Source organism: Micromonospora sp. NPDC051925 (genome assembly GCF_044548625.1).
In the GTDB taxonomy this organism is placed as follows: domain Bacteria; phylum Actinomycetota; class Actinomycetes; order Mycobacteriales; family Micromonosporaceae; genus Micromonospora.
Map to the genome: position 1 here is coordinate 1 of NZ_JBIUCH010000043.1, position 14,924 is coordinate 14,924.

The following is a 14,924-nucleotide window of genomic DNA, read 5'->3' on the forward strand; positions in this document are numbered from 1 at the left end:
CCGGCGTGGTTTCTTGCCCATGCCTTCCATGATGAACATCCTCCCGAGGGGCACACAGCCCCTCTGAGCTGGGATGTCCGTCAAACCGGGTCAGGCCCAGGGGAAGCAGAAAGTGGCAGAACTTCGACGGGAACACCGGAGATCCCGAGTTCGTCGGCTTGAGCCGTGCGACCACTTCTGGGAACGTCCGTACCTGAACCCAGGTCACACCGGTGATGTCCAGGTCCTTGACCGGCGCACACGCTTGATGCCAGGTCCGGGACAGCTCGTCCCGGTGCTCGGTGAACCGACCGGTCACATCGGCCTGGGAGAGCGGTCGCAACGCACCCCACGCGGTCAACCTGGACAGGAAGCCCGCCCACCAACTGTCCCGGAAATCTCCATCCGGGTTCTGGGCGGCCAACACCTCGTAGTCGCTGTTGTGGAAGTCGTTCGGCCAACTCGTTCTCGTCTGCCACCACCGGACACCGGCGGCGAACTGCTCCCTGTCGATCGACAACACGCGCGCATCCTATGACCGGACCGCAAGCATCGATATCAGGCGGGCGACACCGATGGCCGGGGCCGGTCATGACCAACGCCCGCTGCCGCCAGTGGCACCCCACTGGAAGCCCTCATCAGGTACACCGCGACGAACGTCGTGACAGCCGCCGACGTCCACGAACGCGACGCCCCGTCCCGGCAATCGGCGACCGGTCCAACGGCTCCCGAGCACCCACCGAGACACCGAACCACCGGCAGAAACGCCAAAAGGCTCCGGCCCAGGGCGAAACCCCAGGTCAGAGCCTTTTTTGGTGGTGCGCCGCCAGGGACTCGAACCCCGAACCCGCGGATTAAGAGTCCGCTGCTCTGCCAGTTGAGCTAGCGGCGCTCGTTGGCAACGGAGAAAACATAGCACGGGCCATGAACCGGGTTCCAATCCGATACCCGGCTCCCCTCTTCGGTCGAGCTTAAGGGGCAAATCCACCGAACTCCCTCGCCCGGTGCCCTGCGGGATCGAGCTGGTTGCCGAGATACGGCACGATGTCGGCCAGGTACGCGAGAACAGAGGTGGGGATGGGCAGGTTCACGCGGGGCGGGGCGATGGCGGGCGCTCTCGTCCTGGCGGCGTCGCTGGCTCTGGCCGGGTGCGGCGGCGACCAGAAGAAGGAAGCCGAATTCGTCGGTGGTGCCGAGGCATCGTCGAGCGCCGAGGCGTCGTCGTCGCCACCACCGGCCGGGACGGCGACGCCGCCGACGCAGGCGGTCTCCGACCTCGCGGTCAGTCCGGCCAACGGGGCGAAGAGCAGACCGGTCAGCACCGAGATCAGCGCCACCGTTCCGGGCGGCGGGAAGGTCTCCTCGGTCACCCTGACCACGGGTGACGGCAAGCAGGTCGGTGGGAGCATGCGGCTGGACGGCAGCTCCTGGGTGCCCTCGTCAGCCCTGAAGTACAACACCCGGTACACCGCCACGGTGACCGGCACCGGCGCGGACGGCCAGCCCCGGCAGGGGGTGAGCACCTTCACCACGATGGCGAAGCCGAAGTCGATGATCGGCTCCGGCCTGTACCTCTTCGACGAGCGGACGTACGGCGTGGCCATGCCGGTGGTGGCCGAGTTCAGTCCGGGCATCCCGCAGAAGGACCGGGCCGCCGTCCAGAAGCGGATGTTCGTCAAGACCGACCCGCCGCAGCCGGGTGCCTGGCACTGGGTCTCCAACGGCACCCAGGCGTACTACCGGGCGCCGGAGTACTGGCAGCCGGGGACGACGCTCAGCGTCCGCATCGCGCTGGCCGGCATTCCGCTCAGCAACGGCCGCTACGGCAACGTCGACCGGTCGGCGACCGCCAAGATCGGGCGGTCCTTCGAGATGAAGGTCGACAACGCCACCAAGAAGATGGAGGTCTTCCAGGGCGGCCAGTTGATCCGCACCCTGCCGGTCAGCCTGGGCAAGAAGAGCACCCCCTCGTCCAGCGGCACCATGGTGGTGATGGAGAAGAAGGAGAAGACCGTCTTCGACACCATGGACGAGCCGGACCCGGCGAACCAGTACCGCACCGAAATCGACTTCGCCCAGCGGATCACCTGGGGCGGCGAGTACATCCACGCGGCCCCGTGGTCGGAGGGAGCGCAGGGCCGGCGGAACGTCTCGCACGGCTGCGTCAACGTCTCGATGGCGATGGGGCGCTGGCTCTTCTCGCAGACGAAGGTCGGCGACCCGATCACGGTCAAGGGCACCCCGCGCAAACTCGAACCGGGCAACGGCTGGACGGCGTGGAGCCTGAGCTGGTCGGAGTTCGTCAAGGGCAGCGCGCTGCCGGTCCCGCAGGGCGGCTCGGGACCGCTGGTCTGACCCCGGTCCGGGCCGGGTGGTCGGCCCGGACCGGCGCGGACCGGCCACCCACCGTTATCACACATCGCCCGATGGCGTGTTTCAGTTCACCCTTGGCAACCAACGGGCGGTCCGCCACGTCAGTGAGGGACGATGGGGCATCGGGGACCACGACTGTGAGGGAATCATGCGAGTTGTCCAGGACCACCTGACCGGGCGTGCCGGCCGCCGCCGGGTGCTTGCGGCGGGGGTCCTCGCCGCAGCACTGGCTCTCACCTCCGCCTGCACCGGCTCCGGCGGCGACAAGCCGTCGAGCTGGCAGGGCGGCGGCGAGGAGAGCGGGCCGAAGGCCACCGCGACGATCACCGAGCCGAAGGCCGACGCGACCGACGTTCCGGCCTCCGCCGGCATCGTCTTCACCGCCAAGGACGCCAAGGACACCACCGTCGCGCTCACCGACGCGGACGGCAAGGCCGTCGAGGGCAAGCTCGCCGCGGACGGCGCGAGCTGGTTGCCTTCCGGCACCCTGGAGTACGGGAAGAAGTACACCGCCACCGTGACGGCGACCGGTGACGACGGGAAGCCGGCGACGGCGACCAGCGCCTTCACCGTGATGGCCAAGCCGGACAAGCAGGTACGGATCACCAGCTTCCTCGGCGACAACCAGGTGGTCGGCGTGGGCATGCCGTTGATCGTGAAGTTCGGTCGGGACATCCCGGAGGACTACCGCGACGACGTGCAGCGCCGGATGACGGTCACCAGCACGCCGGCCCAGGAGGGGATCTGGCACTGGGTCAGCCCCACCGAGGTCCGTTACCGGCCGAAGGAGTTCTGGAAGTCGGGCACGACGGTGTCGTACCGGGTGCAGGCCGGTGGGCTGCCGATGGGTGACGGCTGGTACGGCAGGTCCGACCTGACCGTGGACGTCAAGATCGGCCCGGCGGTGGTGATGCAGGTCGACAACAAGACCAAGCGGATGACCGTCACCAAGGACGGCCAGGTCGTCAAGACCGTCCTGGTCAGCCTCGGCAAGAAGAGCACCCCCTCGTCCAGCGGCACGATGGTGGTGATCGAGAAGCTCCGCAAGACGGTCTTCGACACCATGGAGGAGCTGGGCCCCGAGGAGGGCTACCGCACGAAGATCGACTACGCCCAGCGGCTCACCTGGGGTGGCGAGTTCATCCACGCCGCCCCCTGGTCGGAGGGCCAGCAGGGCAGCACGAACGTCTCGCACGGCTGCGTGAACGTGTCGATGAAGGACGGCGCCTGGCTGTTCAACAACACCAAGGTCGGCGACCCGATCACGGTCAAGGGCACCGAGCGCAAGCTCCAGAACGGCAACGGCTGGACCGACTGGAACATGAGCTGGGACGAGTACGTCAAGGGCAGCGCCCTGCCGTACGACCCGGACGCCGCGCAGCAGGGCACCGACGCCTCCCCCGACGCCTCCGCGGAGCCGAGCGTCACGCCGACGTCCTGACCGACCCCGACCCGCGACCGGCCTCCTCCACCCGGAGGGGGCCAGTCGCGGTGTCCGGGGTACCCCGGAAAACGCGTCAGGCCCCCTCTTGCGAGGGGGCCTGAGCCGTAGTGGAGGTGATCCACCCTGGTGGGGTGACTGATGGGAATTGAACCCACGACAACCGGGACCACAACCCGGTGCTCTGCCAACTGAGCTACAGCCACCATGCCGTCCGCACCGGTCTCCCGGGCGGGTGCGGACTAATAATAGCGCCACCCGGGCAGGGCCCGTCCAGCGGGTTCCGTCCGCCGGCGCGGACCGTCCTAGAGCTGCGCGGCGATCGCCTTCGCCGTCTCCACGTCCGGGCCGGGCAGCGGCACGAACAGGGTGCGCCGGTAGTACTCCAACTCGCGGATGCTCTCCCGGATGTCGGCCAGGGCCCGGTGTGCCAGCCCCTTCTGCGGCTGGCCGAAGTACACCCGGGGGTACCAGCGCCGGCACAGCTCCTTGATCGACGACACGTCGATCATGCGGTAGTGCAGGTGGGCGTCGAGGCGGGTCATGTCCCGGGCGATGAAGCCGCGATCGGTGGCGATCGAGTTGCCGCACAGCGGCGCGGTACGCGGGTCCTTCACGTGGCTGGTGACGTACTCCAGGACCATGTCCTCGGCCTCGGCGAGGGTGACCGTGGAACGGCGCACCTCCTCGGTCAGCCCGGACTTGGCGTGCATGGTGCGGACGATCTCCGGCATCGCCTCCAGGGCCGCCTCGTCGGCGTGGATGACCACATCGACGCCCTCACCCAGCACGTTGAGGTCGGGGTCGGTGACCAACGCGGCCACCTCGATCAGCTTGTCGCCGACGAGGTCGAGCCCGGTCATCTCACAGTCGATCCAGACGAGAAGGTCAGCCACCGGGACAGACTACGCGCAGCCCAGGTCCCCGCGCCTCGGCACTGTCGGGGGGCGGGACCGCTAGGGTTTCCCCGTGCCCGCCGAATCCGTCGCTTCCCCCGTCACCACCCCGGAGGACCAGCGAAGCCGTACGGTCCGCCGGGTCGTCACGGTGTTGGCGCTGGCCGCCGTATTGCCGGTGCTCTACCTGCCGGGTCTGGTGCACGACTTCTTCGACCTGAAGATCTACATGCGGGCGATGGCCTGGTGGGCGTCCGGGCATCCGCTCTACGACTACGTGCAGCCGGATCGGGTGCAGGGTGAGTTGTACTTCACGTACCCGCCGTTCAGCGCGCTGCTGCTGCGGCCGTTCGGGGCGCTGCCGCTGGGCCTGACCATCGTCATCTTCACGGCGCTGACCTGCGTCGGTGTCGTCGTCACCACCCGTTGGCTGGTGACGCCGGTGATCGACCGGCACGGTCTGCACCGGACGTTCGCGCTCACCGTGGCGGTGCTGCTGGTCTTCGCGGTGGAGAGCACCCGGGAGACGATCACCTTCGGCCAGATCAACATGTTGCTGGTGGTGCTGATCCTGGCCGACCTGCTCTTCGCCGTACCGCGGGCGCGACGTTGGGCCGGGGTGGGCGTCGGGTTGGCCACGGCGCTCAAGCTCTTCCCGGGCATCTTCATCGTCTACCTGTTGGTGACCCGGCGATGGCGGGCGGCCGTGGTGGCGAGTGTCACGGCGGCGGCGGCGACGCTGCTGGCCACCGCGCTGGCGCCCCGCGACTCGTGGCGGTTCTGGACCCACGAGCTGTGGGCCACCGACCGGGTCGGGCGCACCGACTACACCGGCAACCAGTCGCTGTTCGGCCTGCTCAGCCGGATCGACGCGCCGGAGGAGCCGAACCGCCTGCTCTGGCTCGTCCTGGTCGTGGCGATTCTCGGGTACGGGCTGTGGCGGGCGGCCCGCGCCGCCAGGGCCGGCGACTGGCTGACCGGCCTCACCCTCACCGGGCTGGTCGGCGGACTGGTCAGCCCGATCACCTGGACCCACCACATCTACTGGTTCGTTCCGGCGGTGGTGGTGCTGGTGGACGCCGCGCTCGACGCCGATCGGGAGACCGAGGCGGGGGCGCGACGTCGGCGTCGGCTGCTCACCCTCGCCGTCGGCACCGGCCTGGTGATCGTCTACGGGGTGGTGTCGTTCCACGACTGGGGGGTGGCCCCGGCCCGCACGGACAATCCCTGGGAGTTCCTGCTCCGCAACGCGTACGTGCTGCTGGCGCTGCTGCTGCTGGCGCTGCTCCCGGTGCGCCGGGGAACACTCCCGACCGCCAAATAGCCTCCTTAAAAGGACAGATATTCCCTTCTCCGACCTTTGGCGCTAATCTGGTGTCAGCCGGTCACGGCCACAGCGCACCGATCCCCCGGTGAGACGGCCCTCCGCGTCGGCAGCGCGGAGGGCCGTCGCCGTATCCGTGCACCGGGGTCAGGACTTCGGCGTCGGCTCCCGCCGGGTACGGGCGAAGGCCAGCCCGCCGAGCACCAGGCCGGCGAGCCCGGCCAGCAGACCGGCGACGCCCAGCGCGGTCACGGCTCCGTCGGAGTCGTCATCGTCGCCGTTCCCCGCCGTCGCCCCCGCCGCCGGGGCCGCCGAGGGGGACGGGGCCGCCGCCGCCAGGGTCAGCACCGGCGCCGGGTCCTCCGGCTCCTCCGCGCCCGGCACGGGCTCCTCGATCCAGCGCGACACGTTGCCGTCGGAGTAGGTCTGGAGCGTCTTGAAGACCATCGTGTCCACCTGCGGCAGCGGGCCCATCGAGACCGGGAACTCCTGGAACTGGCCCGGCTTGACCCCCGCGTCGGCGGCGGCCGTCCAGGTCAGCTTCGCCACCGCCTCGGTGAGCTGGCTGCCGTGCACCTCGATCGGCGGGTCGACCTTGCGCTTCTCCACCGCGACCGTCCACCCCGGCACCGGCATCGTGGAGACCGAGCCGACCGGGGCGTTCTCCGGCAGCGTCACCTCGACCTTGACGGTGGAGGCGGTGTCGCTCTCGTTGGGCACCCGGAAGGCGAACCGGCCGTAGCTGCCCTGGGTCGCCTCCTTCGGGTTGACCGTGACGTGCGCGGCGGCCGGCCCGGCGAAGCCGAGCAGCGTGGCGGCGACGGCGGTGAGGGTGAGCGCGGCGGCGGATGCGGAGCGCCGGAGACGGATCATCTGGATGCGGGCCCTTCTTACTTGATCGGCACGGTGGCGGTCACCGTGGCCTGGTCGATGTCGGACGTGCGGACGGTGAAGCGCAGTTGCCACTGCCCGGCCGACGGGAAACTGAACTCCCCGGTCGCGTGGTTGTCGGTGAGCCGCAGCAACGGGATGTCGATCGGTTCGACCCCGGCCGAGGGCAGCGCGGCGGTGGCCTTCCACTCCACCACCGGCTGCGGCCGGTTGTCCGTCGTGTACGCGTACAGGTGCATCGAGTTGTTGCCCCGCTCGGCCGGGTCCAGCTCCACCCGGAGCGAGTAGATCGGGCTGGTCAGCGTGGTCGAGTAGTAGCCGCTGTCCGCGCCGGTCGCACCGTCGACGGCGGTCCGGGCCGGCGGGGTCTGCACCAGGGTCGCCGTGACGCCCAGCACCACCGCCGTGATCGCCAACTCCACCCAGACCGCGCGACGCACCGGCACCGGCCGGGCCGCGGCGCTCCGCCGCCGCACCAACTGCCGGGAGTACGCGGCCACCGCCACCACCAACGCGAACAGCCCGATCTTGGCGAGCAGCAGCCGGCCGTACGTGGTGCCGGTGAGGGCCTGGAGGCTGGCCACCTCGATCAGCCCCTGCACGGTGCCGGCCAGCAGCAGCGCCGCCACCGCCAGCGCCGCCCAGCGGGACCAGATCGGCAGGATCGCCCCCAGTTCCCGCTCGTCGGCCCGGCGCAGCAGGAACCCGCCCAGCATCACCAGGCCGCCCAACCAGACCGCCATGCTGCCCAGGTGCACCGCGTCGACCAGCACCGACACCGCCGGTGCCGGGGAGGCCGCCGGATGCCCGGCCAGCGGCCAGGTGAACAACCCCGCCGCCCCGAGCACGGTCAGGAGGATCCCGTCGGTACGACCCACCGGCCCCCGGGTCAGCGGCCGGAGCAGGAACACCGCCGCCGCCAGCAGGCCCAACCGGATCAGGTGCGCGGTGCCGTACCCGCTGCCCAGCACCTCGGACAACCCCGCACCGGTGACGTCGAACAACCCCCCACCGGCGGTGTACGGCACCTGCAACCACACCTCGGCCACGGTCGCGACGGCGAGCAGCCCGGTGCCGGCCCAGAGCAGCCGGGCCGGGCCCCGCCGGGACAGCCGCAGCGGCCAGAGCGCGGCCAGCACCAGCGCCGGACCCACCACCAGCAGCAGGCCCGCGTACCCCAGGTATTTCGTCACCTTCACGCCCACGCCGACCACCGGGTCGGCCCGGCTGTCCGAGCCGGAGTCGGTCGGCGGCGTCGACGGTGCCCCGACCGAGTAGGTGAACGCCCCGGAGACCGGGTGGCTGTCGGCGGAAATCACCCGGTAGCTGACCAGGTAGGTGCCCTGTGGCCCGGCCGGGTCCACCCCGATGGTCACCACGGACCCCTCGAACCGGGGCTCGCCCCGATCCGCACGGGAGCCGTCCGGCGCGATGACCCGGATCTTGTCGGGCACCTTGCGGACCGACTCGGTGAACGTCAGCACCACCTCCGACGGGGCGCTCGGCACCACCGCCGAGGCCACCGGGCTGCTGCTGGAGAGCACGGCGTGGGCGCTCGCCGGCCCCGCCGGGGTGAGCAGCAGGGCGACGAGGGTGACCAGCAGGCCGGCAACGGCGCCCATCCGGGCGAGCCAGCGACGATCGACTGCGTTCATCCCGCCATGCTCGCTGACCGGAGCCGCGTACGCCCACCCGGCCACCCCGCGCCGGCCCGGTCCGGGCGCGCCGGCCGGGGCGCCTGCCGTAGGTGGTGGCACGTCATGAGCAGGTAGTCGGATGGCAGGGCGAAAAAGTTCCCGGCGTGACCGGGACCATGGAAAGGGCCGAAGGACCCTGCCCGCCCCGGCCACGCCGCGTAGCCTGGCTTGTCGTGATCCCCGCTCCGCGCGACCCCACCGTCACCGGTCGTCACGGCACGCCGACCCGACCCGAGCGGCCCGCGACGGTCCGCCGGTCGCCGCGGCGGCCGACCGGCCCGGGGAACCCGAGGACCGGGCGGTACGACCAATGAGCGTGACCGCAGCGCGCAGCCCGGCCGGCCGCTGGCCGCTCGTCCGACCCTGGCTCGGCGTCGCCGCCCGGCTCGGCCTGGCCGCCGTCTGGCTGTTCGCCGGCGGGGCCAAGGTCGGTGACCTGGCCGCGTCCGGACGGGCCGTCAACGCGTACCAGGTGATGCCGTACGAGGTGGCGACGGGGATCGGGGCCGCGCTGCCCTTCGTGGAACTGGCGCTGGGCCTGCTGCTGCTCGCCGGACTGGCGACCCGGCTCACCGCCGGGATCTCCGCCGCGCTGCTGCTGGTCTTCATCGCCGGCATCGCCTCGGCCTGGGCCCGTGGCCTGGCCATCGACTGCGGGTGCTTCGGCAGCGGCGGGCAGCTCGCCGCCGGCCAGGCCCCGAGTTACCTCCCGGAGATCCTCCGGGACCTGGGATTCCTGGCACTGGCCGGATTCCTGCTGATCTGGCCCCGCACCCCGTTCTCGGTGGACGGCTGGCTCGCGGGCGACCCACCCGTGGAGGACGACGATGAGTAGTCGCAAGGGACGCAACGAGGCGGCGCGGGTGGTGCGCGAACAGCTGGCCCGGGAGAAGCGGCGCAAGCGGACCCTCTGGACGTCCGTCGGTGCGGTGGTGGTGCTGGTGATCGCCGGCCTGATCGGTTGGAGCGTCTACTCCAGCCAGAAGTCGGACACCTTCACCGCCCCGCCCGGGGCGAACGACGCCGGCACCGGCGTCGTGCTCGGCGACGGGCCGGTCACCATCGACCTCTACGAGGACTACCTCTGCCCGGCCTGCAAGCAGTTCCAGCAGACCAGTGGCGAGACCGTCGACGAACTGGTCAGTTCGGGCAAGGCCAGGGTGGTCTTCCACCCGGTCGCCTACCTCAACCGGTTCTCCACCACCGAATACTCGACCCGATCCTCGGCCGCGTCCGGTTGCGCGGCGAAGGGCGGCAAGTTCAAGGAGTTCACCGACGCGCTCTTCGCCCAGCAACCCGCCGAGGGCAGCGCCGGGCTGAGCAACGACCAACTGATCGACATCGGCGCGGGCGTCGGGCTGAACAAGGACGACTTCGGCTCGTGCGTGAAGGACGGGACGTACCGGGCGTGGACCGAACACGTGACCGACGACGCCAGCAAGGCCGGTGTCACCGGCACCCCGACCATCAAGGTGAACGGCACCGTCGTGGAGGACCGCACCCCGGCCGGCATCACCGCAGCCGTGGAGGCGGCCGGCAAGTGACCCCGGCACCCCTGCGGCGGGCCGTCCTGGCGCTCACCGCCGCACTACTCACCCTGCTCACCACCCCCGCACCGGCGTACGCCCACGGCGCGGACGCGCCCGACGGCACCGACTACCGCACCGGCGTGACCGGGATCACCCCGGCCCGGCCGGGGCTGACCCTCCGGGCCGTCGAGGCGGGCGCCCGACTGGAACTGGTCAACCACACCGGCCGGGACGTCGTGGTGATCGGCTACTCCGGTGAGCCGTACCTGCGGGTCGGGCCGGGTGGGGCGTACGAGAACGTCCACTCCCCCGCCACCTACCTGAACCGGACCCTGGCCGGCGACACGGCGCTGCCCGCCACCGCCGACCCGGCCGCCGACCCGCAGTGGCGCAGGATCGACGACGACCAGCGGGTCCGCTGGCACGACCAGCGGGCCCTATGGCGGGAGTCCGGCGTGCCCGCCCAGGTGGCCGCCGACCCGGGCCGGGAACACCGGGTCCGCGACTGGACCATCCCGCTGCGCGACGGCGTCGAGCCGGTGGAGCTGCTCGGCACCCTCGACTGGGTGCCGCCGCCGGACCCGTACCCGTGGTGGGTGGCCGCCACCCTCGGCGCCCTGCTGGTCGGCGCGGCGGGGCTGCTGCCGGCCGGCACCGCACCGGGGAGCCGGGCGCTGCGCGCCGTCGGCGCGCTGCTCGCCCTCGGTGGCCTCGCCGCCGTCGCCCTGGTGCTGGGCCGCGAGCTGGACGCCGGGGCGCAGGGCGTCGGCGGGGTACTGCTCGGACTGTTCGCCGGGCAGCTCTGGCCGTTGCTGACCGGGCTGGGCGCGATGGCGGCCGGCGGCTGGGCGCTGGCCCGACGGCCCGCCGCCGACTTCGTGCTCGCGCTGGCCGGCGCGTGCCTGACCCTCTTCGTCGGCGTCGCCAACCTGACCGTGCTGTCCCGCGCGGTCGCCCCGGTGCCCTGGTCGGGCACCACCGCCCGGGTGCTGCTGACCGGGGTGCTGATCACCGGGGTGGGGGCGGTCGGGGCCGGCCTGCTCCGACTGCACACGGCGGCTGCCGGGGCCGGGTCGGATCAGTGGAGCAGGCGGGGGTCGAACGCGTAGGGCAGTTCCAGGCGGTGCCGGGACAGCAGGTCCGGGTCCGTCAACAGGTCGGCGGTGGGGGCGTCGGCGACGATCCGGCCGGCGTCCAGGATGACCGCCCGTTCGCACAGCTCCGCCGCGTAGGGCAGGTCGTGGGTGACCATCAGCAGGGTCACCGGCAGGGCGCGCAGGATCGCGGCCAGCTCCCGCCGGGCCGCCGGGTCCAGGTTGGACGACGGCTCGTCGAGGACCAGGATCTCCGGACGCATCGCCAGGACGGTGGCCACCGCCACCCGGCGGCGCTGACCGAACGACAGGTGGTGCGGGGCCCGGTCCCGGTGCTCGGTCATCCCCACCGCCGCCAGGGCCTCGTCCACCCGGGCGGCCAGCTCGACGCCGCGCAGCCCCAGGTTGGCCGGGCCGAACGCCACGTCCTCGGCCACCGTCGGCAGGAAGAGCTGGTCGTCCGGATCCTGGAAGACGATGCCCACCCGACGGCGGATCTCGGCCAGGGTGTCCCGGTCCCGCGACACCGTCAGCCCGCCCACGCTCACCACCCCCTCGGTCGGGGTGAGGATGCCGTTGAGGTGCAGCACCAGCGTGGTCTTGCCGGCGCCGTTCGGGCCGAGCAGGGCCACCCGCTCGCCGCGCGGCACGGCCAGGTCCACCCCGGCCAGGGCGACGTGACCGTCCGGGTACGCGTACCGGACGCCACGGACGTCCAGGGAGACAGCGGTCTGCACGTACCCGATCATGTCAGGACGACGGCGGTCGCGGCGATGGTCATCGCCACGACCGGCACGGTGGCCGCCGCCACCCACTGCCCGGCGGTGGCCGCGCCGGACCCCTGCCAGACCGCCGGCATCCGCCCGGTGTAGCCCCGGGAGAGCATCGCCAGGTAGACCCGCTCGCCCCGCTCGAAGGCCCGCAGGAACAGCGCGCCCACCCCGGCGGCGAACCCGCGCAACTGCCACAGGAAACGCGGGTCGTCGCCCCGGGAGATCCGGGCCACCCGCATCCGGCGGGCCTCACCGACCAGCACGTCGAGGTAGCGCAGCATGAACGTGGCGATCTGGGTGATGATCTGCGGGCAGCGCAGCCGGTCCAGCCCGACGATCAGGTCCCGGGTGGTGGTCGTCGCGGCCAGCAGCAGCGACGCGAGCACCCCGAGGGTGCCCTTGGCCACGATGTTCCACGCCCCGTGCAGGCCGTCCACCGACAGGCTCAGCCCGGCGAACTCGGTGCGCTCGCCGACCCCGAGGAACGGCAGGGCGACGGCGAAGAGCACGAACGGCAGTTCGATCGTCGTACGGAGCAGCAGCCACCGCGGGCCGACCCGGGCCAGCGCGGCGACGGCGGCGACCAGCAGGGCGTACCCGCCGAAGGCCCAGAACGCCTCGCGCGGGGTGGCCACCACCGCCAGGGTGAACAGCACCATCGCGGCGATCTTCACCTCGGGCGCCAGCCGGTGCACCCGGGAGGGGGTGTCCCGGTAGAGCACGTGCGCGTGTCCGGCACCCACGTCGTACCGCCTGGTCAGCCGGCGGTGCCGGCGCGCTGCCGGTCGCCGCGCGGGCCTTCGGCGGACCGCCGGTCGCCGCCGGGGGCGTCGTCCGCGCCGGCCGGGCCCCGGCGGCGCAGCAGCCAGAACACGCCGCCGCCGACGGCGAAGGTGAGCAGCACCCCGACCACCCCGGACAGGCCGGTGGAGAGGAAGCCGTTGTCCACGCCCCGGATGCCGTAGTCGGCGAGCGGGCTGTCGGCCAGCTCGTGGTCCTTCGACTGCTGGGCCGGGCACGAACCGCCGGTGATCTCGTCGTCGGCGTTCACCGTGCAGCCCTTGAGCAGCGACGAGTCCAGGCCGTCCGGGTGCGACGAGGCGTAGTTGCTGACCACCCCGGCCAGCAGCAGGGCGACCAGCAGGCCGACCGCCACGAACCCCCAGGAACGCTTCCTCACCGGACACCTCCGACAGCCGGGACGGGGGCCGGCGCGGTCGCCGGCTTCAGGGCGCGCAGCGCGTACACCAGATCGGGCCGCACCTTGGCCACGGTGGCCACCGTGGTCGCGGTGATCAACCCCTCACCGATGCCGATCAGCAGGTGGACGCCGGCCATCGTGCCGGCCAGGCCGGTGAGGTTGCCGCCCAGGTCGGTGGTGCCGCCGAGCCAGTACTGCACGACGAACCCCTGGGACGCGACCACCACGCTGACCAGTGCCGAGACGAACGCGGTCACGGCCAGGCCGGTGGGGGTGCGGGGCAGCACCCGCAGCAGGCCGGCGATCAGCAGGTACGCCGCCGCGGTGCCGAGCAGTGCCATGTTGGTGATGTTCAGGCCCAGCATGGCGACGCCGCCGTCGCCGAAGACGAGGGCCTGCACGATCAGCACCACCGCCACGCAGAGCGCGCCGACCCAGGGGCCGACCAGCAGCGCGGCGAGCGCGCCGCCGAGCAGGTGACCGGAGACCCCGGCCGTGAAGATCGGGAAGTTGAGCATCTGCACGGCGAAGATGAACGCGGCGACCAGGCCGGCCATCGGCGCCAGCCGGTCGTCCAGGTCACGCCGGCCGCGCAGCACGCAGAAGGTCAGGGCGGCCAGCGCGAGGGCCGCGAAGACGCCCGCGACGGGACCGTTGATGATCCCGTTCGAGATGTGCATCGCCAGGGTTTCCACATGACCTCCCAGTCGGCCGGCGCGCTCAGCCTATTTCCCGAAGGCTGCTGTTGCCAAGATGCGGCAACAAGCCATGGTGTTGATCACCGCCGGCACCGGCCGGCCGGTCACACCCCGGCGGTAGGGTCGTCGCCATGACCGCGCCCGACCGGCTCGCCCCCGGCGACCCCGCTCCCGACTTCACCCTCCCCACCGACACCGGCGAGACGCTCTCCCTGGCCGCGCTGCGCGGTCGCCGGGTCATCCTGTACGCCTACCCGGCCGCGATGACCCCCGGCTGCACCAAGCAGGCCTGCGACTTCCGCGACTCGCTCGCCTCGCTCCAGGCCGCCGGTTACGAGGTGGTCGGCATCTCCCCCGACAAGCCCGCCAAGCTGGCGAAGTTCCGCGAGCGTGACGCGATCACCTTCCCGCTGGTGGCCGACGTCGACAAGGCGGTGCTCACCGCGTACGGCGCCTTCGGCGAGAAGCAGCTGTACGGCCGCACGGTGACCGGGGTGATCCGGTCCACCTTCGTCATCGACCCGGACGGAAAGGTCGAGCACGCGTTCTACAACGTCAAGGCCACCGGCCACGTCGCCAAGCTGCGCCGCGACCTCGGCCTCGACTGAGCATGACAGTCGGGTGACCGATAATGTCGGACACCATCGCTACCTTCCGCACATGACCCGATACAAGTACACGCCTGAGATGCTCGCCCAGGCAGCGGCACAGTCCCGGAGCATCGCCGACGTGCTTCGCTTGCTCGGCGTCCGGTTCAGCGGTGGCTCCCACGCGCACATCAGTCGCCAGCTCAAGCGTTTCGGCATCGACACGTCGCACTTCACCGGGCAGGTACACAACAAGGGCGGCCGGGGCATCCGCAAGCCCTTGACGGAGCTGCTGGTCAAACGTCCTGAGGGGCGGAGAGTTCCGGGGTCGCGGCTCAAACGGGCGTTAGTACTCCAACGTCACTTGGCTTCGGCGTTGGGCGTGGCGTGGGCGTGAAGACGGCCACCGCGTTGATCATCGATGGTTTGTGAGGACAACCG

At 71.5% G+C, this 14,924-nt stretch carries 16 protein-coding genes and 2 tRNA genes; 8 read left to right on the plus strand and 10 right to left on the minus strand.

All coding sequences use genetic code 11. The annotated features are described in order from the left end of the window. Both ACIG87_RS31795 and ACIG87_RS31800 read right to left on the minus strand, forming a co-directional pair. Positions 1–502, minus strand: a 502-nt coding sequence (locus tag ACIG87_RS31795; protein WP_396855320.1) for a hypothetical protein, incomplete at its 3' end; no start/stop codon positions are given. Positions 503–795: 293 nt separating this feature from the next. Then, a tRNA-Lys gene (locus tag ACIG87_RS31800) sits at positions 796–871 on the minus strand. 185 nt (positions 872–1,056) lie between these two features. Between ACIG87_RS31800 and ACIG87_RS31805 the strand changes: the two genes are divergently transcribed. Then, entirely contained in the window at positions 1,057–2,334 is a 1,278-nt protein-coding gene (locus ACIG87_RS31805) for an Ig-like domain-containing protein (protein WP_396855321.1), read from the plus strand. Positions 2,335–2,500: 166 nt separating this feature from the next. After that, positions 2,501–3,793, plus strand: coding sequence for an Ig-like domain-containing protein (locus tag ACIG87_RS31810; protein ID WP_396855322.1), 1,293 nt, complete (start codon positions 2,501–2,503; stop codon positions 3,791–3,793). Positions 3,794–3,923: 130 nt separating this feature from the next. Here ACIG87_RS31810 and ACIG87_RS31815 read toward each other — a convergent pair. After that, positions 3,924–3,999 (minus strand) — tRNA-His (locus tag ACIG87_RS31815). 99 nt (positions 4,000–4,098) lie between these two features. Then, complete coding sequence (gene orn, locus ACIG87_RS31820) at positions 4,099–4,689, minus strand: oligoribonuclease (protein ID WP_396855323.1); 591 nt, start codon at positions 4,687–4,689, stop codon at positions 4,099–4,101. A 73-nt stretch (positions 4,690–4,762) separates the two neighbouring features. Between orn and ACIG87_RS31825 the strand changes: the two genes are divergently transcribed. Continuing rightward, the gene (locus ACIG87_RS31825; RefSeq protein ID WP_396855324.1) at positions 4,763–6,013 is read left to right on the plus strand and encodes a glycosyltransferase 87 family protein; all 1,251 of its coding nucleotides are present in this window, start codon (positions 4,763–4,765) and stop codon (positions 6,011–6,013) included. A 147-nt stretch (positions 6,014–6,160) separates the two neighbouring features. Here the strand turns inward: ACIG87_RS31825 and ACIG87_RS31830 are convergent, their stop codons facing one another. Further along, positions 6,161–6,886: a YcnI family protein gene (locus ACIG87_RS31830; protein ID WP_396855325.1), complete on the minus strand. Its 726-nt coding sequence runs from the start codon at positions 6,884–6,886 to the stop codon at positions 6,161–6,163. 17 nt (positions 6,887–6,903) lie between these two features. Further along, a complete protein-coding gene (locus ACIG87_RS31835; RefSeq protein WP_396855326.1) occupies positions 6,904–8,559 on the minus strand; it encodes a copper resistance CopC/CopD family protein in 1,656 nt (551 codons plus the stop codon). Between the two features lie 352 nt (positions 8,560–8,911). Here ACIG87_RS31835 and ACIG87_RS31840 point away from each other — a divergent pair, with 352 nt between their 5' ends. The 3 genes from ACIG87_RS31840 to ACIG87_RS31850 are packed head-to-tail and all read left to right on the plus strand — an operon-like array spanning position 8,912 to position 11,239. Continuing rightward, a complete protein-coding gene (locus ACIG87_RS31840) occupies positions 8,912–9,436 on the plus strand; it encodes a MauE/DoxX family redox-associated membrane protein (RefSeq protein WP_396855327.1) in 525 nt (174 codons plus the stop codon). Further along, positions 9,429–10,145, plus strand: a complete 717-nt coding sequence (locus ACIG87_RS31845; RefSeq protein WP_396855328.1) for a DsbA family protein — start codon at positions 9,429–9,431, stop codon at positions 10,143–10,145. The genes ACIG87_RS31840 and ACIG87_RS31845 overlap by 8 nt, the downstream gene beginning before the upstream one ends. Then, positions 10,142–11,239, plus strand: coding sequence for a hypothetical protein (locus ACIG87_RS31850; protein WP_396855329.1), 1,098 nt, complete (start codon positions 10,142–10,144; stop codon positions 11,237–11,239). Before ACIG87_RS31845 ends, ACIG87_RS31850 begins: the two co-directional genes overlap by 4 nt. Here ACIG87_RS31850 and ACIG87_RS31855 read toward each other — a convergent pair. Genes ACIG87_RS31855 through ACIG87_RS31870 form a run of 4 tightly spaced genes read right to left on the minus strand, consistent with a single transcriptional unit; the run spans position 11,209 to position 13,893 of the window. Further along, positions 11,209–11,973 carry an energy-coupling factor ABC transporter ATP-binding protein gene (locus ACIG87_RS31855; RefSeq protein ID WP_396855330.1) on the minus strand — a complete coding sequence of 255 codons (765 nt, stop codon included), beginning with the start codon at positions 11,971–11,973 and terminating at the stop codon, positions 11,209–11,211. The genes ACIG87_RS31850 and ACIG87_RS31855 overlap by 31 nt on opposite strands. Further along, positions 11,970–12,740 (minus strand): cobalt ECF transporter T component CbiQ, encoded by a 771-nt coding sequence (gene cbiQ, locus ACIG87_RS31860; protein ID WP_396855331.1) that lies wholly within the window; start codon positions 12,738–12,740, stop codon positions 11,970–11,972. Before cbiQ ends, ACIG87_RS31855 begins: the two co-directional genes overlap by 4 nt. A gap of 14 nt (positions 12,741–12,754) precedes the next feature. Further along, on the minus strand, positions 12,755–13,177 hold the full coding sequence (locus tag ACIG87_RS31865; RefSeq protein ID WP_396855332.1) for a PDGLE domain-containing protein: 423 nt from the start codon (positions 13,175–13,177) through the stop codon (positions 12,755–12,757). Then, complete coding sequence (locus ACIG87_RS31870) at positions 13,174–13,893, minus strand: energy-coupling factor ABC transporter permease (RefSeq protein WP_396855333.1); 720 nt, start codon at positions 13,891–13,893, stop codon at positions 13,174–13,176. The genes ACIG87_RS31865 and ACIG87_RS31870 overlap by 4 nt, the downstream gene beginning before the upstream one ends. A gap of 134 nt (positions 13,894–14,027) precedes the next feature. Between ACIG87_RS31870 and bcp the strand changes: the two genes are divergently transcribed. Then, on the plus strand, positions 14,028–14,504 hold the full coding sequence (bcp, locus tag ACIG87_RS31875; protein ID WP_396855334.1) for a thioredoxin-dependent thiol peroxidase: 477 nt from the start codon (positions 14,028–14,030) through the stop codon (positions 14,502–14,504). A gap of 52 nt (positions 14,505–14,556) precedes the next feature. Next, positions 14,557–14,880 carry a hypothetical protein gene (locus ACIG87_RS31880; RefSeq protein WP_396855335.1) on the plus strand — a complete coding sequence of 108 codons (324 nt, stop codon included), beginning with the start codon at positions 14,557–14,559 and terminating at the stop codon, positions 14,878–14,880. Positions 14,881–14,924: the final 44 nt, after the last annotated feature.